The 19,660-nt window shown below is 37.8% G+C and carries 16 protein-coding genes and 1 pseudogene; 4 read left to right on the forward strand and 13 right to left on the reverse strand.

Features of this window, described 5'->3' with window-relative positions:
• Positions 1 to 153 precede the first annotated feature (153 nt).
• Complete coding sequence (locus ACFFHF_RS14705) at positions 154 to 882, forward strand: UTRA domain-containing protein (RefSeq protein WP_160549002.1); 729 nt, start codon at positions 154 to 156, stop codon at positions 880 to 882.
• 33 nt (positions 883 to 915) lie between these two features.
• Here the strand turns inward: ACFFHF_RS14705 and ACFFHF_RS14710 are convergent, their stop codons facing one another.
• The 5 genes from ACFFHF_RS14710 to ACFFHF_RS14730 all read right to left on the reverse strand — a co-directional run bounded on the left by ACFFHF_RS14710 (position 916) and on the right by ACFFHF_RS14730 (position 5,975).
• On the reverse strand, positions 916 to 1,737 hold the full coding sequence (locus ACFFHF_RS14710) for a PfkB family carbohydrate kinase (protein ID WP_160549001.1): 822 nt from the start codon (positions 1,735 to 1,737) through the stop codon (positions 916 to 918).
• A gap of 14 nt (positions 1,738 to 1,751) precedes the next feature.
• Entirely contained in the window at positions 1,752 to 2,639 is an 888-nt protein-coding gene (locus ACFFHF_RS14715; protein WP_160549000.1) for an ABC transporter permease subunit, read from the reverse strand.
• Positions 2,640 to 2,642: 3 nt separating this feature from the next.
• Entirely contained in the window at positions 2,643 to 3,506 is an 864-nt protein-coding gene (locus tag ACFFHF_RS14720) for a carbohydrate ABC transporter permease (RefSeq protein ID WP_377058484.1), read from the reverse strand.
• A gap of 115 nt (positions 3,507 to 3,621) precedes the next feature.
• Entirely contained in the window at positions 3,622 to 4,902 is a 1,281-nt protein-coding gene (locus ACFFHF_RS14725; RefSeq protein WP_377058476.1) for an ABC transporter substrate-binding protein, read from the reverse strand.
• Between the two features lie 83 nt (positions 4,903 to 4,985).
• Positions 4,986 to 5,975, reverse strand: coding sequence for an SIS domain-containing protein (locus ACFFHF_RS14730; protein WP_377058477.1), 990 nt, complete (start codon positions 5,973 to 5,975; stop codon positions 4,986 to 4,988).
• Between the two features lie 497 nt (positions 5,976 to 6,472).
• Between ACFFHF_RS14730 and ACFFHF_RS14735 the strand changes: the two genes are divergently transcribed.
• Together ACFFHF_RS14735 and ACFFHF_RS14740 are read left to right on the forward strand one after the other, a co-directional pair.
• On the forward strand, positions 6,473 to 9,535 hold the full coding sequence (locus ACFFHF_RS14735) for a GNAT family N-acetyltransferase (RefSeq protein ID WP_377058478.1): 3,063 nt from the start codon (positions 6,473 to 6,475) through the stop codon (positions 9,533 to 9,535).
• Between the two features lie 203 nt (positions 9,536 to 9,738).
• Positions 9,739 to 10,593, forward strand: a complete 855-nt coding sequence (locus ACFFHF_RS14740) for an amidohydrolase family protein (protein WP_377058479.1) — start codon at positions 9,739 to 9,741, stop codon at positions 10,591 to 10,593.
• Positions 10,594 to 10,662: 69 nt separating this feature from the next.
• On the opposite strand, the gene ACFFHF_RS14745 is transcribed toward ACFFHF_RS14740, so the two are convergent.
• From ACFFHF_RS14745 to ACFFHF_RS14775, 7 genes are all read right to left on the reverse strand, one after another.
• A complete protein-coding gene (locus ACFFHF_RS14745) occupies positions 10,663 to 11,073 on the reverse strand; it encodes an NUDIX hydrolase (protein ID WP_377058485.1) in 411 nt (136 codons plus the stop codon).
• Between the two features lie 108 nt (positions 11,074 to 11,181).
• Positions 11,182 to 12,231 (reverse strand): aromatic acid exporter family protein, encoded by a 1,050-nt coding sequence (locus ACFFHF_RS14750; protein ID WP_160548995.1) that lies wholly within the window; start codon positions 12,229 to 12,231, stop codon positions 11,182 to 11,184.
• A gap of 69 nt (positions 12,232 to 12,300) precedes the next feature.
• The gene (locus ACFFHF_RS14755; protein WP_160548994.1) at positions 12,301 to 13,203 is read right to left on the reverse strand and encodes an AEC family transporter; all 903 of its coding nucleotides are present in this window, start codon (positions 13,201 to 13,203) and stop codon (positions 12,301 to 12,303) included.
• A 196-nt stretch (positions 13,204 to 13,399) separates the two neighbouring features.
• Positions 13,400 to 13,912: a DUF2935 domain-containing protein gene (locus ACFFHF_RS14760; protein ID WP_377058480.1), complete on the reverse strand. Its 513-nt coding sequence runs from the start codon at positions 13,910 to 13,912 to the stop codon at positions 13,400 to 13,402.
• Positions 13,913 to 13,986: 74 nt separating this feature from the next.
• Positions 13,987 to 14,946, reverse strand: a complete 960-nt coding sequence (locus ACFFHF_RS14765) for a transketolase family protein (RefSeq protein WP_377058481.1) — start codon at positions 14,944 to 14,946, stop codon at positions 13,987 to 13,989.
• 53 nt (positions 14,947 to 14,999) lie between these two features.
• On the reverse strand, positions 15,000 to 17,060 hold the full coding sequence (locus ACFFHF_RS14770) for a BglG family transcription antiterminator (RefSeq protein ID WP_377058482.1): 2,061 nt from the start codon (positions 17,058 to 17,060) through the stop codon (positions 15,000 to 15,002).
• A gap of 426 nt (positions 17,061 to 17,486) precedes the next feature.
• The gene (locus ACFFHF_RS14775) at positions 17,487 to 17,849 is read right to left on the reverse strand and encodes a hypothetical protein (RefSeq protein ID WP_377058483.1); all 363 of its coding nucleotides are present in this window, start codon (positions 17,847 to 17,849) and stop codon (positions 17,487 to 17,489) included.
• A gap of 157 nt (positions 17,850 to 18,006) precedes the next feature.
• Here ACFFHF_RS14775 and ACFFHF_RS14780 point away from each other — a divergent pair, with 157 nt between their 5' ends.
• On the forward strand, positions 18,007 to 18,387 hold the full coding sequence (locus ACFFHF_RS14780) for an SET domain-containing protein (protein WP_066056563.1): 381 nt from the start codon (positions 18,007 to 18,009) through the stop codon (positions 18,385 to 18,387).
• A 293-nt stretch (positions 18,388 to 18,680) separates the two neighbouring features.
• Here the strand turns inward: ACFFHF_RS14780 and ACFFHF_RS14785 are convergent.
• Positions 18,681 to 18,866, reverse strand: a pseudogene (locus ACFFHF_RS14785) (IS5/IS1182 family transposase); the annotation flags it as partial.
• Positions 18,867 to 19,660: the final 794 nt, after the last annotated feature.

A 19,660-nucleotide genomic window follows, 5' to 3' on the forward strand; every position in this document is an offset into this window, starting at 1 on the left:
CTTGCCTTTCTATGGCAAGCCAGAGCTTTTTTTTGCCCAATTTCACCTTTTTAATACTTTAGTATTCGAAATTCTCAGACTAATTATATACATTTTTCTGTTAAATGTTATATAATATTATATAACGATTTATACTTTGAAAGGAGTTCTCCTATGAAGTTAAATAGCTCTAGTTCACGTCCATTATACGAACAATTATTTAACACGATAAAAGAAGCAATTGACCAAAATACCTATCGACCAGGTCAACAAATTCCCAATGAAGCAGAGCTTTGTGATATTTACGGAGTAAGCAGAATTACGGTTAGAAGAGCGATTCAAGATTTAGTTGATGAAGGATTGTTGGAAAGAAAACAAGGAAAAGGCACGTTCGTTGCTAGAAAAAAAGTTGCTCGTGAATTAGTGACTATCGAGGGCTTTTCGGATTTCAGCAAACAGCTTGGAAAGAAAACCAGCAAGAAAGTTCTAGTTTATGAAGAAATAAAAGCATCAAAGAAAATTGCTGAAGATCTTCAAATAGAGGTTAATGCACCAGTACTCAAACTTTTAAGATTAATGTATATTGAAGGAGAGCCCTTTACTCTTGATTTAACTCATTATCCGATAGAGCGCTTTCCTAACATTCAGGAGCATATATTTGATTATGAATCAACGTATGATGTTCTAAGTAATATCTATCACGTGGATATGAAGGACATTACAACGAAAAAAACCATTACTGGAATCCCTGCCTCTTCTGTAGAAGCTGAACACCTAAATTGCGAAATTGGTGAGATTTTATTCAATATCGACAAAATCGTCTACGATAAGAACAAGGTGCCTATTCATTTATCTACGTTTAAAAATTTAACTACAGTTATCGCTTATACGATTACGACATAAAAAGGGACTTGGCATTCAGCCAGTCCCTCTTCTTTATTTTACTAATTGCTTTCCATTGCCGAATGCTCCGTTCACTTCACACGTACGTGCCGCTCGTAATGCAGCTAATTGTAGTGACTGCTTGATTGTATGGTGGTTCAAATAACAAGTTAAAAACCCAGCTATGAATGAATCACCAGCACCTAGCGTGTCGATTACTTCTGCTTCTTCTATTCCCTGTATAAAACTTTGTGTCCGGTCCGACATGATCACTCCTTTTGAACCTCGGGTAACAATTACATAATGCGTGCCATAACCATGAATTTTGTTGATTAACTCCTCGATTTGCTTGTCACCAAGGTCACTACCGGATAGGAAGGCAAAAGTGATATGAGGACATACCGTTTTTAGCAACTCATCTGTAAAATGATTGGAGAAATCGTAGGAAATCGGTAAAAGCTGTTTGACCAGGGGAAGCTGGTCATCTAGACTGCTATAAATGCTGGTATGAAGTACATCATAATCTTTCATATATTCATAATCTGATGGATCCAATTTCAATCGTAGCTTCGATTGAATACCACCTTTGTTAGATTTTACGAAAATCCTATCTCCAGTCGCGTCAATATCGACATACGCTTTTCCACTTTCTCCATAAGCTCTTCGTATATGACTTATATTCACAAGATTCTTTTCTAAAGAATCAATAATGTGATCCCCTTCTGAATCATCTCCAACAATGCCAATAAATCCCGTATCTTCTGCTCCATACTGCTTAGCTAATACAGCAACATTTAACGCATTTCCACCTGGAAACATCTCATTTCGATCCAAATACACATCCACTACATTATCTCCAATTGCTAGTAGCTTCATTATTATTACCTCCCTTATCCTTTCAAACTTCCAGATGCCAGACCACGAACGAAATACTTTTGTAAAAATAAAAACAGTGTAATAATCGGGATGGCAGAGATCATTAATCCAGCTAAAAGAACTCCCCAATTTGTTTGTAATGCATCACGGAATTGCATTAGTCCAGCCGGAATCGTTTTTAAACTGTCAGAGTCAATAAAGATGAGCGCAAACATGAATTCATTCCATGTAAAGTAAGCAGTGATAATGATCCCTGTGAACAAAATAGGAAGGTTCAGCGGCAAAAAGATTTTTGTAAATACAGACCATGTTGAACATCCATCGAGGAAAGCTGATTCTTCCAACTCTTTTGGAACCTCTAGAAAAGCCGCTCTTATTAATAGAACAGTAATCGGAATACGGTAAGCCACATAGGGAAGAATGAGCGCTAAGTAAGTGTCATGAATACCCAATGCCTGGATAAGCTTATACAAAGGGACTAAACTCACCTGCGGAGATAGCATCATTCCACCCATACACAATATTAGTAGTATCTTCTTACCTTTAAATTGAAAACGAGTTAAACCATATGCTCCAAGAGCACTTAAGAAAACCGTTAATAAACAGGTGCTTAACGTAACAATGGTACTATTGATAAAGTACTCAGATATCCCTGTATTCCACGCATGAACATAGTTTGAGACAAGCCAGGTTGTCGGCAATGCCCAACTGTTTGAGAAAATTTCTTCTGTCGTTTTAAAGGAATTAATCACCATCCAAAACAAAGGATAGGCAATGATCATAAAATAGAAGATCAATATAGTATAGAGTGGAATCGCTCCAGCAATCTTTTTCCTCTTATAGGAACGAACTCTGATCGATTGAATGCTATAGTCAGTTGATGTTACTTTATCTGTCTCCATCTATTAATCCTCCTTCCCTGTTTTAAATAGCTTCATTTGAAAAATTGCTACAGCTAATGAAAGTAATAAAATGATGGTTGCAATTGCCGATGCATACCCCATCTCATCTCTAAAAAAGGCCGATTTATAGAGAAGCGTTCCAAGCACTTCACTAGCGTTTCCTGGTCCACCACTTGTCAAAATATACGGTTCATTAAATACTGTAAATGCACCTGTTAGCGTAATTAATGTTGCTACAAAAAGCATTTCTTTTACCTGGGGAACCGTAATATGAAGGAACTTATAAAATTTATTGGCGCCATCAATATCAGCTGCCTCATAGAGCTCTTGAGGAATAGACTGAATGGCAACGATGAAAAGCATCATGATATACCCAATACTTTGCCACTGAGATACAGCGATAACAGCGAAAATGGCTGTTTCAGATTCCCCCAGCCATGCCCTTGTCCACTCTTCAAGACCGAGCAATCGAAGAAAACTGTTAAGTATTCCAATATCCGGGTTGTAAACAAAACTGAACAATAAAGCAATAACCGTTATGGATATGATTACTGGAAGGAAGAACGCGGTACGGAAAAAACCACTGAATAATCTAGTCAAAGGATCCTCTAATATAGCAGCTAAAACTAAGCCACCGAATACTTGACATACGATTGAGATGATTGCGTACCAAATATTATTTTTTAAAGCTATATAAAAAACCTCATCCTGAAACAGAGCAAGGAAATTTTCGAATCCAACAAACACCTTATCTGGGGCAAAAGCAGAAAACTCATAAAAAGCAAATCGGAAATTCTCTACAATGGGATAATAAACGAACAATCCCATTAACAAAATACAAGGGGCAATATATAAATAGGGAGCCATTTTCCTAAGTGTCACTGTATTCACCTCTTTTTTAGGTCCTTTCCGACCCTTTTCTTGTTTTGCTTTATGAAAGAAAGGTAGTTTCGGTCCCCTACACTACCTTTCTTTTAAACTATTACTTCAACTCTTTTGCTGCTTTTTGAACATCTTTCATTACGTCTTCAGCTGACTTTTTCCCATCTAACATCTGTTGAACACCATTTAAGTACGCGTCAACAATCTTAATATCTACAGCCGTATCAAACCATAAGTAAGTCTTATCGGCATTTACGATTAGGTCGATCGCTTCTTGTTGTAGAGCAGAACCGTTTTCAGAAGTTGTCGTTTCTTTAACCGCGCTGTATTCACTTACTTCTTTTAACTGTTCAATTCCTTTTTCCTTAGAAGTTAAGAACTTAATAAACTCCATTGCTTCTTCTGGATGTTTTGTTTTAGAAGAAATCATAATTCCTTCTGGAGCAGCAGTAATGGAGCTTGGATTTCCTTCTCCACCTTCAACAAATGGTGTATTGAATACACCTAAATCCTCTCCAAGACTTGGCTCAATCAGACCAATTTCAGCTAACTGAAAGTATCCGATCGCTGCTTTTCCTCCATTAAATAGCTCTCTCGCATATTGGTGATCAACGGAGTTTACTCCTTGATTAAAATATGGTTCTAATTCAATGAATTTTTCCAAGGCAGTTACATAACCAGGATGAGTAAACTCTCCATCTGAATTACTTAGGCTATAGTCCTTTGCGATAACATCTTCCGGAACGATATACTCATTTAGTGATCCGATATAATGAGAAATTGTCCATGGCGCCTTACTTCCGAAAGCAATTGGAGTAATTCCTGCATCCTTAATTTTTTCAGAGACAGTTAGGAGCTCTTCCCATGTAGTTGGAATTTCAAGGTTTAAATCGTTAAAAACCTTTTTGTTATAGAAGAAGGCTTTTCCATCTGTTGACCAAGGAATTCCGTAAACTTTTCCATCCAACGTAAAGGGACCAAATTGGGACTCAATGATTTGACCTGACCAATCTGTATCTTCCTCAACATAGCTTGTTAAGTCTAGGGATTGTCCAGCTCTGGCAAAATTGTAAGCAAACTCACCGCTCCATGAAAAGTACACATCAGGAGGATTATTTGAACCTAATACAACACGAATCTTTTCCTTATACGAGTCATTCAAAACTGCTTCGGTTTTTATTTTTATATTCGGATGTAGCTCTTCAAACTCTTTAACTGCTTCTTCAAAGTATTGCTTTTTGGGTTCTGTAGGCCATCTGTGGAAAAAACGAAGTTCGACAGTATCACTGTCTTCTGAAGCTGTTTGACTAGATGAGGAACAAGCTGCTAGCATTGAGAGAATTAATACGGCGATAATACTAAAGATTTTAAACTTTTTCATGAATTGGCCCCCTCAAGATTTTTCTTCTATGAATCTAGCAATGAGAGGAAAAGCGAAGGTCTCCTCGCTTTTCCTATTAGATTTTAGTATTCTACTTTCCACATATATCTTCTTGTAGAAAGTGGATGATTGCGCTGTTCTGCTAGGTTTTCTGCGTATCTTCTTAAAACGTAGTTTAATACGAGTGGAGCGATGTATCCTTGTACCTCTTCATCAATTCCAGAAAAGTCAAAATCTTTTGCATCTAAAACAATTAGCTTTTTCCCATAACGTTGGGAGAATTCAAGGGCACGTTCCTCAAGGTATCTCGTTTCATCTAGACCAAGTAGGATAATAAATGGTGTTTCTTCATCAATGATTTCGAATGGCCCGTGGAAGTACTCACCTGCATGAATCGCATGAGAATGAACCCATTGCATCTCCATTAAAATACAGATTGCGAAAGAATAGGCTACACCATAGTTTGAACCACTCGCCATCGTGTAGATGATTTTCTCATCCTTATACTGTTTTCCAAATTCTACAGCAGCCTCATGATATTTGGAAGCAGCTTTTTCAAATACAGTTTGTAGGTTTTCTAAGCTGTTCTCGATGGTTGCAAATTTTTCATTGTTTTCTACCACTTTAAGGACTCCAAATACTAGTTGATACAAAACAGAGTAGTTTGTAGCAAATGCATTCGCTGTTGGGCCCCACTCATACTTTAAGACAACTTCTGAGGCTTGAGCTAAAGGAGAAGTTGGCTCATTGGTTAAAGAAATCGTTAGAGCACCTTTTGCACGGGCAAATTTAGCAGCTTCTACTGTTTCAGGGGTTGTTCCAGAATGAGAACATAGGATGACTAAAGATGTATCCCCTAACTTCGCATGATTACGATGAATGAATTCATTTGCACTATATAGATGTGCATCCATCTTTTTTGCCTCACGATCCACAACGTATTTACTTGGGTACATTAAAGCAGATGAACCCCCACAAGCTACAAAAAAGACATTATCAATTTGTTTCTTCTCTACTTCCTCAAGCGCATGTTTGATTTGATTTTTCACATCTACGATTAGTTCAATACTCATATTATTATAAAGCCTCCTAAGTATTTTTTTAGTATGGGGTACTGCCTATCCTCCCTTCAATCAACATACAACATTATAGGACGTTATATGTTGTTATATCATAGTCTTACTATATCCTAGCCCATCAACTTCGTCAACGTAATTTTCAGATAATTCTTTCGACTTTATTCGGCAATTCACTTAAGGAACAGACTAAAGCTGACAAACCAATCGGTGTCAGACACCCTCCGTGGACAAAACCCCCGATTCTGTCTTTTTGTGGTGTCTGTCACCTTTCGTGGACAGATTTGCTTGTTTTGTCCGCGTGGGGTGGACACTTATTTTGTAGTCCGAATTTTCTTTACTTTGAAAATTTAAGCGGTTACGATTAAATTTGGAATGGAAAAACATTCCTACTATAAACACAAGGAGGAGATGCGAGATGATTCAAGTAAGAATGAAAGAAAAGCAAGTTCAAATTAAAAAGGAAGAATCTACTTAGTGAGAGGAGAATCTTTATGCCATCTGTAAAAAATGGAATACAAATTGTAAGTTATCACGAAGGATTAGCCGCAGGGGTAGCAAAAATGTGGAATTTAAGCCGTGACAGTTGGGGCGGCGATACTCGTGTTATGACCGAAGAACAAGTGAAAACAAAGGAAGCCAATTCCGAAAATATTGAGCTTTATCTAGCATTAGATGAAAACGAAGTCGTTGGCTATTGTGGATTATCTGAATATAAGGAGGATACTGGCTCTTTATACATCCCTTTACTCAATGTTCTTCCGAGTTATCATGGAAAGAAGATCGGGAAAATGCTTGTTATGAAAGCTCTTGAAAAAACGATCGAACTCGGCTGGCCTCGTCTTGATTTATACACTTGGCCAGGTAACACCAAGGCGGTTCCACTTTATAAAAAATGTGGCTTCTTTTGGGAGGATCGTGATGACACTACCCATTTGATGAACTTCATCCCTAACGTGTTAAACACCCCACTTCTTAAACCACTATTCGAAAAAGTAGACTGGTATGAAGCTAGCACAAGGCAAATTGAAGTAAAGCCAGACGGAATAAAAGAAAACGGATTTACCTTCTACGAATATAGCTGGAGTTCGCCGAACACGAACGCTAGAGTCCAAATCGAACGTACGAGTCGAGGCATTACCTTAATCGAAACCGATGACTTCCTTGTTCAGCTAACTATGGATCACCATGAAGTGATTGAGGAAATGGAGCATACTTATCAATTAAAAGTTGTGAACAAAACCGATACCCCTCTTACCTTCCAAGCAACTGGTACTAAGAATGCTCGAGTCGAATATCAGCTTAACACCGGAAAGCTGAATATAGAAAAAGATTTTACTCTCTCTGAGACTTTTACTATACGAAAAGGCGAAGAGCCTAGTGTGTGGCGGACTCACCCGAGTATCCAAATAACCGTAGAAATTAATGGTAGTCCTTGTGAAATGAGCCTTGGAATATTTCCTATGCAACCAGCTAAGCTTGAAGCATTCAACGAAGGAAATTTTGCTTTTTTAGATACAAAAACAGAATTTCATCTTGAGCTAAAGAATAATCTCTCAAACACAACCGAATTTGTTCTTACCATTCCTGAGAATGACCTGGTGAATCTAGAACAAAAAACATACGAAGTTACCGTTCCTGCTACAGGAAAAATGACGATTCCTATACCTGTTACTGTTAGAAAGCATGGCTTTTACGATCCAAGTATTCATGTTTCAACTAAGTCTACCGATCATGTACTCACTTTTGAACAGCAAATTTCGATTGCTTTCAAAGGTGAAGGAAAGAAATTTGGTGGTGAATCAACGCTTTTCTGGCACATATACAATGGTCATAGTCAGTTAAATATTCGAAAGCTAGATCTTAATGTCCAATTAAAAAAGAATACTAGAAGCAAAAAGCCATTATTTTCATTCCTTGCACCTAAGCTTGGAAAACCATATACAAACGAATTTAATAAAAAGAAGCCAACATCAGTATCCTGGGATATTGATGATTCATCTGTCTTGATTAAGTTCGTGTTACAATCGGGGGAATTTCCAGGCATCTACTTAACAGAGTGTCTGCAGCTTTTTGGAGATGGAATCGTTCATCAATGGGTAGAGATTGAAAATGTGCATCCAACTACTTACCAAAATATCGCAATCAGTCAGCCTGTATCTCAAGAACTTGGCAACACATACTTCCCACTTGATCAAAGAGTTGTTTATTTTTCAAAAGATCGTCCACTCGAGTTCGGAGATTTAAATCCAGCCATGATAACGGGTCATTGGTATTTTTCCAAAACGGAAGGGGAAACGGTTGGAGTAACATGGCCTCAAAATAGCCATGCAGCTCCAGAAGGTTGGCAGTTTGTTATTGAGCAAAAAATAGGTGAGATGAAACCTGGAGCAAAGTCTACAACAGAAAAGATCATTGTAGCACTTGATTCATTCCAGGAAGCAAGTCAATTTCAGGCTTATGCTGAGAAAAGACATCTGCTTGAGCCGTATGAAATAACCAATGAACTTCATCTCGAGGTGCATAAAATGATTGTGCCATCTAGTTCACCTACTTCCTTCACGTTAAAGACTTACAGAAACAGTTTCTTGGATGGAACGCTTGAGGTAGTTTGTGACCAAACTCCTGTCAGTAACTGGCGTATTCAGGCTAAGGAAGAGAAAAACTCAATTACCTTTGAACAACAGCTCTCATTAAATAACCCTGTTTCTCATCTAACAGCTCAATTTCAACAAGAAGGAATCCGGACAAATTTCGAGAATCTACTATTATCAACACAAGGAGACATTTCCTCTTTTACAGAATCAGATGGATCAATAGTTGTTGAGAATGGCTGTTTATCGATCAAAGCAAATGCTGATTTTTATCCAGGCTTATATTCCTTAAAAGTAAATGGACTAGAGTGGTTAGATACCCAGTATCCTGAAAGAACCGCCAAAAGTTGGTGGAGCCCATGGGCAGGAGGAATGAAATGGTCTCCTGAAGGAATCACCACCTTCTCTCTTTTAAAAGAAAAAACAACCATATCACCGACAAATATCAGTGACCGTAATGGGAATACTTGGAGAGGAATGGCCATCCAAACAACATTCGAGGAACATTCACAATGGAAAAATGTCGAGTACATTCAATATTATGTAATGCTTCCTGGAGTTCCTGTTTTAGCAACATTTTTACGGGTCATGCATGATGGTGGGAAATGGCTGGATGGAGAAAAATGGTTGACTGATCTGTTCCTCGGTGGAGAAGTCTTACCGAACCTTACAATCAAGAGTGGCCGTTCAGAGTATCGTGCAGGTAAACAGGAACTACCAATGTACCTTCCCGAAGATTCCTATATTGAATCGGCTACAAAAAAAGAGAAGCTTTATGTGATTCCAAGTTTGAACATGGAAGAGACCGAGGCCTATATGAATAAAGAGGCCTTTCAATTAGTTGCAGCCCAACCAGGCTTCGCAAATAAGGAGGAAAAAGCCACCGCTCCTCTTTTATTGCTATTTGATGAGCGAAAACTATCAACAGAAGCCGTTCAAAAACTACGAAATATCCAATTTTAAAGGCTGCTTTCGTAAAGATTGTTGTTAAAATCTTAAAGCCGATTTTAACGTGGAAATATCTATTTTGCGCTAAAAAATTCTGTTTCCAGGCTCTTTTCTTATTAAATTTATGCCATTTTCTGCGGAAACTTAGCACAATCATTAAAATGATGTTCCAAAAAGCTATAAAGTTTAAGAAAAGAACCATTTTAAAGGGAGTTATTATGAAAATCATCGATGCTCATATCCATCTATCAAACATAAAATCATTTCATGAAACAGCTGAAACCATTTCATTTGTCGACTATTCACCTTCAGGTATCCTCAAAGAATTCGTGGAAGCAGGAGTGGTGCTTGGTATTGGAATGGGATTGACAGAAACAGATAAAATGGGGTTTCCAGATTACGAGACACAAACTCCGATGGGACTGGATTTAACTGCGGAATTGCCGCCTTCTATCTTTACCTGCGTCGGAATTAATCCGTACAACCTAGATAAGGATGCCCTTATTCGTTTAGAAAAGATGTTATTACAACCAAAAACGGTTGGAATTAAAATTTATCTTGGTTATTATCCGTTTTATGCCTATGATCCTGTTTATCAACCTGTATATAGACTGGCGTCAAAGTACCATCTTCCCGTTGTCTTTCATACCGGCGATACGTATTCAGAAAGGGGGTATCTAAAATACTCCCACCCTCTCACCATAGATGAGGTAGCCGTTGACAACCGTGATGTGAATTTTATGATGGCTCATTTTGGGGACCCGTGGACACTGACAGGAGCAGAGATCATTTATAAAAATCCAAATGTGTTTGCAGATTTATCTGGATTAATTGTCGGAACAAAGAAGGACCTAACATTAAAAAGCGAAGGTCGTTTCCTTGATCATTTACGTCATGCCTTAGTTTTTGCCGACTCATATGACAAACTTCTATTTGGAACGGATTGGCCATTAGTGCCGATCGCCCCCTATATTCAGTTTATTAAGGACTTAATTCCGGAAGAGTATCATAGCCAGGTGTTTTATGAAACCGCATTAAAGGTGTTTCCAAGAATTCAGCCGTTTGTAAAATAAGGAAAGGAGCTGCTAAATGTACAAGGCAGCTCCTTTCTATTTATTGGGAATGATTGAAGACAAGACTAATTAAACCTCAACAAAAAATGGATGTACCTCTTCATTTAAACAATACTGTATTCTCTTCTTAAAGTGTTTCCACGTGACCATTTCAAGCGCTTTCTCTATCGGAAAATATCCCACTTCTAAACTCTCAGGTGACTTAGTCAGTTGACCTCCAACTACTTTCCCGATGAACAACGTACTGCAAATGGAGTGCTTTACATTTTGAAAAATACCACAGAACTTCACAATTTCAATATCTATCCCACTTTCTTCCTTTGTTTCACGTATTGCAGCTGCCTTAATGGACTCTCCTTCTTCAACATGTCCTCCAGGCAACTCCCAACCTCTCCTTGGACTTTTCACTAAAAGCAATTCATTATCATCATTCCTTACGAAAGCGATGGCTGATACAATATGCTTTGGCGGAACTCCCATTACCCCACCTCCATCCAATTTATTAAGCTCCTCTTTTTCACAATATGTATCTTTTGAAAATAGTACACCCCTTAAAAATAAAAAATGCTGATGATCTACCAGCATTTCTTACATCTCGGCTTTAACACCTTTATACTGAATCAATTTTTGATGTTTTTGTTTCAACAATTGTATTTGATGTAGTTCCTCTATTAGGTCGTTTATAGAAAGGAGCTCATACAGTAGAGCAATATGTGACTGGTTCATCTGATCTTCTTGTACACAATGTTTAAAGATAGACCGAATCTTCTTCACCACTTGATGATGCTCTTCATCCATCCGGTACTCCTTTTCATGCAAGGCATGTTTAATGGAAGAAAACATCAGCTCGACGGACTTCTCCTTACAAATTGGCGCATCGATCGGAGGAATCGCCATAAGATTCGCTACATGAAAAATGATTTGGCGTAAGGTACCTAACTTCTTATATTCATAATGAAATTCCTTGGTGTCCTTCCGGTCGAAATTGTGCAGCTTCCATTCTAGCTTCTGGTATTCACACAATGTTTCTACTGTTTCGATATCCTTCCAAAGTCTTTCATACTTCACCTTCGTGTCTTGGTGTAACGGCTGTTGATACACAATTTCTTTTCCACGTAATTCAATCAATTTGCCTGTTTCAATGATATACCGATGAAGTTTTGATTGAATCGTCAGTGAGTAATTCGGTTTTATGACAAGGAAATTCACAAGCGCTGATACAGTTAATCCAATTCCCGTTGTTCCAAGGCGAACAAAAAACGAACTTAGAAAATGATCATGAACCGTAGATATCATCGCCACACCAGTCAAAACAGCAACCAGTGTTCCATCATGCAATTGAAGTTTGTAACACACGATAATGGTCATCACTGCGACAAGCATATACGTAAACGGACTATCACCAAAGGTAAAATTAAATAAAACAGAAAAAGCGGCCCCTAGTGCAGAAGCCGGAAACCGGACGAACGCCTTTTTAATCGAATGAGCTGCAGTTGGCTCAATCGTTACAATCGCGGTAATAACCGCAAACATAGGAGGCCAAGACAAAAGATCACAGATAAGAGCAGTCAGAAACACCGCAATCCCTGTTTTAACAATTCTTCCGCCAAAAAATTTATACTTTCTAAAGAATTCCATGAAAACAATCCTTTTTTCATATTGTCCTATATTATGTTCACTTTTCCCTATATTAACCAAATTAACCTTTTACATCACCAACATCAACATGACCGGAACCGATAATATACTTAACAAGGTCGTCACTAATGTACTATAAGATACAAGATCTGGCTCTGTTCCAAATTCAAGCGAAAGCATCATGGTATTCGCTGCTGAGGGCATTGCTGATAGAACAATAAGAACTTGGGCCAGCATTCCTTCAATCGGTAATAGCCATACTAAAAGTAAAGCCAAGACAGGGGAAATTAGCATACGTTGGATCATAATTGTAGAAACATCTCCGATACTAACATTCTTCTTTGTAATGGCTCCGAGTTGCATACCCAAGACAAGCATAATGGTTGGAATGGTTGCATCAGCAATCAAATCGATAGGCTTCATGATCATATCTGGCACTGGCAGGGTTAAGAGCTGAAGACCTATCCCTAAGACAGATCCATAGATCATTGGCATTTTTATAATATTTAATATCGATTGTTTGACAGAATATCCTCTCTCACTTCCCTTACCAGCATAATACACCCCAATTGTACTCATAAGGAAGGATTGTATAACCATCATGATAACCGCATAATCAACACCCACGTTACCAAAAGCAAGTAAGATTATAGGAACACCATAGTTCCCACTGTTCATAAATACACCTGAAAGCACCATGGCTGAGTGCCTTGAACGAGGTAATTTTTTTAGGGCTGCTGTAATTTGTACAATAACAATCATCCCAATACAAAGAAGCACACAAAACAGCAAGATATACAAATATTCCATTGTAATTTCATTAGTATAGAAGGTCCGAAATGCCAAAAAAGGCTGCATTAAATATAAGGCCATGGCAGAAATCGCCTTCCGATCAAATCCGATGGTCCTTTGACCAATATACCCTACTCCGATCACAGATAAAGCTGATAATACAACGAATAATAGTTCCATGAGCCAGCTCCATTTTGTCAGTTTTTTGAATATTTCCATTATACATCATGAAAGCGTAATCATTATTTTAAAAATATAATTTTATGAGAACTAAAAATAGCCCCCAGTCAAAGACTAGAGACTATGAATTCAATCATCCTAACTTGTTGTCCTTGGTTTGGTTGGATCGCAGTTGGGGTCCTCCACCTCTGTTGTCTCAGCTAGCTTCATTAAATAATAGCATTCCTCCGTTTAACTCCATTTCTTCTATTTCTCTTAAAAAGGCCCCCGCATGTCCTGCAGCATCTAATAGCCACAATAAATCATGATGTAACGGATGAACAGTTGGAGGAATTTCTCCTTTAAGGAAAAATGAAAATACTCTTAATGCCTCTTCTAGCTCATTGACCATATGACTTAGAAAAGATGGTGGTAAAGTCATTTTCACTTCGCCCACCAAATGCTCTCGTACTAGAGTGAGTTTCAGTTCTCTGATTTCTGTCCCCGCTTTATTTGCTCTATGTAGCAGCTGCATAAGCTCCTCTCCAGCAGGCTGTCTACGTGAGATCGTTAATAGTTGATCAAATACCGTAATGAAGTTTTTCGCTTGGCTGATGTATTGTGTTTCCGATGGTGCTAAAGAATCCTGGATAAATCGAGCATGGTCTCCAAGTACCTGTAACCAGAAATTCAATTCGAATAGTGCTTCTTGACGAAAGTTCTTGGCCAAAGCATTCACCTCTCTTTTTTCCCAATATATGAGAATGTTACTTGACCAATAACTAACAAGGGTGCCACGTTCCATTATTTATCTAATGATAATTCTCTAGCTTCCTCTGCAATATCTGTGGCTGTCAATTTATAGAACTCCATTAAATAATCCATTTTGCCAACCTGGCCAAATTGTTCTTTTACCCCGATACGCCTCATTCTCGTGGGACAATGCTCACTTAACACCTCAGCCACAGCACTACCTAACCCTCCGATTACATTATGATTTTCTGCTGTAACCACCGCTTTTGTTTTCGTTGCATATTTTACGATTAACTCTTTATCGATTGGTTTTATAGAGAACATATCAATCACCGTGGCTTCAACTCCCTGCTCTTTAAGGAGATCTGCTGCCTTCAGCGATTCTGCCACCATGATACCACTAGCAATAATTGTGACATCTCCGCCCTCTCTTAATACTTTCCCTTTCCCGGTCTCAAAAACTTCTCTTTCATCATATAGCTTCACACTGTTTTTTCGAATAGTCCGGATATAATGAATTCCATATTCCTTCTCAATCTTTCGAAGCAAGTAACCTAACATGGTAGAATCGCTCACCTCATACACTTTCGCATTAGGAATAAGACGAACTAGTCCTAGATCCTCAAAAGCCATATGCGTTCCACCATTATGTTCAGCCGATACACCCGCGTCAGATCCTAGAATTTTAATATTCGTTTTTGCGTAAGCACCGGATATAAATAATTGATCAAAGGCACGACGTGTAGCAAACTGTCCAAACGTATGGACGAAAGGAATTTTCCCAGTGAGAGATAAACCGGAAGCGACACCAATCATATTGGCTTCCATTATGCCACAGTTTATTAATTGGTCTGGAATCTCTTTTATAATTTTATTTGTTGAAATGGCACTCATTAAATCTGCTTCCAATGCCACAACATTGGGATTCGCCTTCGCAAGTTCTAGGAGAGTGTTTGCATACATTTGACGCATTTCCATATTTTCTAACTTGTAGGTAGATGTATGAATCATCTTGCCACCCCCTTTCCATTTTTAAAAAATCCTATATATATATAAATTATTGCTCACGAAATCATAGAATACTGTTTAAACATCTCAAGAATGCTGTCCATCGAATCGACCTCTTTTAATAAATCTATATTTTTACTATTACTAAGAAGCTTGGTTAACTGCGAAAGCGCCTTTAAATGGGTAGTATTATCAATTGCTGCTATACAAAACAACAGCCTGACTGGATAATTTTCATTTTCTAGAAAGTAGACAGGAGTCTTTAACTTTAAAAAGCTCATTCCCACTTTATTAACGCCTGACTCAGGTCTTGCATGAGGAATAGCTACCTCTGGGCCAATGACTACATATGGTCCAAGTGTTTTTATATTATCGATCATTGAATCAATATAGGTTGATTCGATTACCCCATTCATGACTAATGGTTTAGCTGCTACTGTGACAGCCTCTTCCCAACTTGAAAGCTGATCCATTATTTGGATGGTTTCTTCCTTTAATAAATCACTTAACACAGGTTTTTCCTCCCTCTTTACTTCCACTCTTTTATGAAAAGTCAATTGACTTAATGCTTTTTTCAGTCCTGTTTCATCATATACATTTGCATATTGACCAATTGTTTTGATTAATTCTTTAATAGAAATATCCTTATATTGAATCCCAAATAAGCATTGGTATACTTCATTTACTAGAATGTTTTTTTCATTAGGAGTCATAATCGGCTTTACATAGAAGCAAGGAATCTTTGACTCTATCTCTACTGTGGAAAATAACAAATCATATTGCTCGAGATTTTCAATAGAGAACTGCTGTAACGACATAGTTTTTTCGACTGAAATTTCGGAAAATAATGATTCTAACAGGTGTTTGACCATAAGGGAGGAACTTATTCCACTTGGACATACAACGATTGCTCGTTTCTTTTTAGGGACAGGTTTCTTGGGACTTTTTAATAGAGCTCCAAAGTGGATCGTTATATATCCAATTTCCTCTTCCGGAATCGTGATGCTAAGTAGAGATTCAATAGGTAGTAGTAACTCACTTACAATCGTATACAATTCTTTATGTTCGGTTTTGATTTGTTCTAGAAGGGGATTGGCTATAGGAATTCGATACTTCATTCGGAAATATGCAGGCTTAAAATGCTGGTACAAGGTTTGAATCGCTTCGTTTTTCTTCTCAAAAGCAATGGCTGTTTTCGATTCAAAGTTAAACACGAGCTGCTCACAAAGTTTAAACAGTATGTCTCTATCACTTTCTAAACTTTGTGGATTTCCTAACGATAACCCAAGAAATTGAATCGTCATAAAACAGACTTCTGTTTCCAATTCCTCAATTTGGAGATATTTATATAATCTTCGAGCTACATCCCACATTGAATCTTTTTTTATCAATTCTATTTCATCTTGATGATAACGGACGAACTTCTTTTCTTTTAAGCGATAAAAATATAAAACTAAGAAATAAGCAAATTGATTCAAGCGATCCTCAACAAATTGGAGGTGAAATTGCTTTTGTATTTCATTAAGATTACCCATAATATAATCTATGTGAATCTGCTCTTTGTTACCTAGTAATAAAACCATGAGCTTATGAAAATAGGGTAAATCGGTTAGCTGAGACAAATGATGTTGAACCAACACTCTTTTATCTAATTCATTTCCATGAAGATGATAGCCAATTTGTCTGGAATAACGGATTTCTACAAGAAATGGTGCATTCACTTCATTTGCTTTTTTCACGTCAGAGATGACTGTATTCTTGCTAACTTGTAATAGCTGCGTTAAATGGACGGATGATATAGGTTCTTCCCTAATAAAAAGGTATAAATATATAAAACTTAATCGCTCGTTCTCTGAAAATATAAAGTCTTGGTCTGAGTCATCCATACGATGGTGATAAAAATACTCCACCACTTTTTCTGGAATAACGATGTATTTTGTTCCCTTATAAGGAATAGAAGGAAGTTCTCTAGTTTTTAACCAATGATTGATTTTTTCCAAATCATAGGATACTTGCCTTTTAGTTAAATGGGTTTTATCTATTATCTGCATGATTGTAGTTTTTTTCACCTTGAGAAGATGCTTCATTAAAAGTGCTGGACGTTTCTCAATCATCATCTACTATGCCTCCTGTAATAAATATATATTAAAACGCTTACATTTCGTGTTGTGATTGGGAACAAATGATGTCATAGTACAATTACAAAATTGTACTCAACTTCTCCTTAGTTTACTTTTTGTAATTTATATCGTTAATTGCAGAAGAAATGTCTTTTTAATAGTACAGTTGTATTTTTTATAGGCTCTTTTCTAAAACATTGTTGCTATCTACACACTTTTTTTGAAATAAAAACTATATGTTCAACAGCCAATCTGGATTTTAGCATCCTTAGAAAAGAGCTACTCTCAAAATAGACCAATAAACCCAGAATAATACGGGAAAAATCCGGCTTCAAGGATTTTTCCAAAACCACAAACTTTACGAAAACAGCCTTTTTATAACACGAATAAAGCGACTGTTTAATGAACAGCCGCTTTCCTTTATTAATAGTACGGATAACCACCATATGGATTATATGTTGGATAAGGAGTGGCTGCTGGATAGCCATAGCCATAACCATAACCCGCTCCTTGAGTTAAAGCTCCTGCTGCAAGTCCACCAAGAAGACCCACAGCTAATGGAGCGGCACCGTAGCCTCCTCCATAGTAACCTCCGTGATGATGTCCACCGTGGTGATGCCCTCCATGATGATGTCCTCCATGGTGATGCCCTCCATGATGGTGTCCTCCATGGTGATGCCCTCCATGATGGTGTCCACCGTGGTGATGTCCTCCATGATGGTGTCCTCCATGATGATGTCCTCCATGATGATGTCCACCGCCGTATACATTTCGATTATTAGTCATATATATCTTACCTCTTTCCTTACATATTTGTCCTACTCCTTTACTGTATGCATCCAAGTGGACATACGTATGGGCAAATAGAGCGATAAGGTTCCTTTTTACAGACAACACTGATACAATCAGATGAAAGACAAAAACGAAGGCGAAGGTGACAACTGTGATTGAGATAAGAACTTCTACACTCAGTGATGGAGAACTCAATAGAGGCGTATTTGCAACAAGAGATATTAAAAAAGGTGAATTAATCCATGAGGCACCTGTTATTCCTTATCCGAATGACCAGCACGAACATATCGAAAAAACTCTTCTCGCGGACTATGCTTTCGAGTATGGAATCAATCATTCCGCCCTCCTACTTGGATACGGTATGCTGTTCAACCATTCGTATGAGCCAAATGCAACGTATGAAATCAACTTTCCAAATCATACATTTGATTTTTATGCTTACAAAGATATAAAAGCTGGAGAAGAAGTGCTAATAAACTACAATGGTGAAGAAGATAATCAAGATCCACTATGGTTTAATGAAGAGAAATAAAACGAAAGTCTCAGTTTTCTGAGGCTTTCAGATTGACTACAAAAGGTAGTGAGAAGTTCTTCTCGCTGCCTTTTGTCTTTTTTTGTTTGGGAATGGTGGGAAAAAGGCTGATTTCCGCTCCGGGCGCTTGCTTTCCGGGGGGCGGGCGGTGAGCCTCCTCGTCGCTGAAGCTCCTGTGGGGTCTCACCTGTCCCGCTGATCCCCCAGGAGTCAAGCACCCTCCGCTCCAATCAGCAGATTTACTCTTAAAACTTTGACTTTAAACATATGAAATTACACTTTTAGAGTCATCGTCAAGTACCTAGCACAGTCCATGTAGCCAGTTTCTTAAAATTCCTAGAAGCAAAAGTAAGCAACGCCTGCATAACAATTTTTTAAGACCGCGTAAGGTTGTCCAACGCATACCATGCTTATATTTGTTTCACTTCATGAGTGTGCCGTAGATGTTCTACCTCTTCTAAGTAAACCTCCCAAATATGTGTTGTCTAAACTAAATAAAACGACTGGATTAATACTTGAACGTCCTAATCCCAATAAAGGTCTTTCACCAACGGGTAGATAGATGTATGAGAAATCAATAGCTGTCTCTAGCTTGATCGTTTGCCATTTTTATAGATACAGGATCAAAATCACCTAGAAAACTTCCAAAATGGAGATTACAGATATGAAAACCTTTTTGATAAAAGAGTGCAAGGTTATCTAAATAATCTTGTGAACTAATTAATCAATCTCTAGCAATTTCTAATTGTTCTCTTTCATTAAACTAATTATTGGTCATCATGGTTAGTTACCTTTAGATAAAAATGGTTGACTAAGTGTAATAAATTGATTGGAGCGGAGGGTGGCGACTCCTGCGGGAAAAGCGGGACAGTCGAGACCCTGGACTGAGCGTAGCGAGGGAAGCGGCTCGGCCCCGCCCGCGGAAAGCGCCACCCGGAGTGGAAATCTAACCACATTGATGTTCTATCTATGTTTAAAATTTAAAAAGACCATAGGGAACTCGAAATCCCTCGAGTTTATCTTTAGTCTAAAAGTCTCAGTTTTCTGAGGCTTTTTTATTTTATTAACTTTTTGGACAAAAGTTCTAGTATAAAAGTATTAACTAATTGTGACTAAATGCCGATAACAAATGAGAATATATAATTCATCACTAGTGTTGCATAAATAATTTCGTAATTTTCAGTTTAATTATATTCTCTATTTAGAGCCAAAAAAGTAAATACCCAACAAAGGTGGCTCCATCCATTTGGAAATTTATTTACAATTAGACCTG

It is taken from the genome of Robertmurraya beringensis (assembly GCF_042433785.1).
GTDB classification, from domain to species: domain Bacteria; phylum Bacillota; class Bacilli; order Bacillales; family Cytobacillaceae; genus Robertmurraya_A; species Robertmurraya_A beringensis.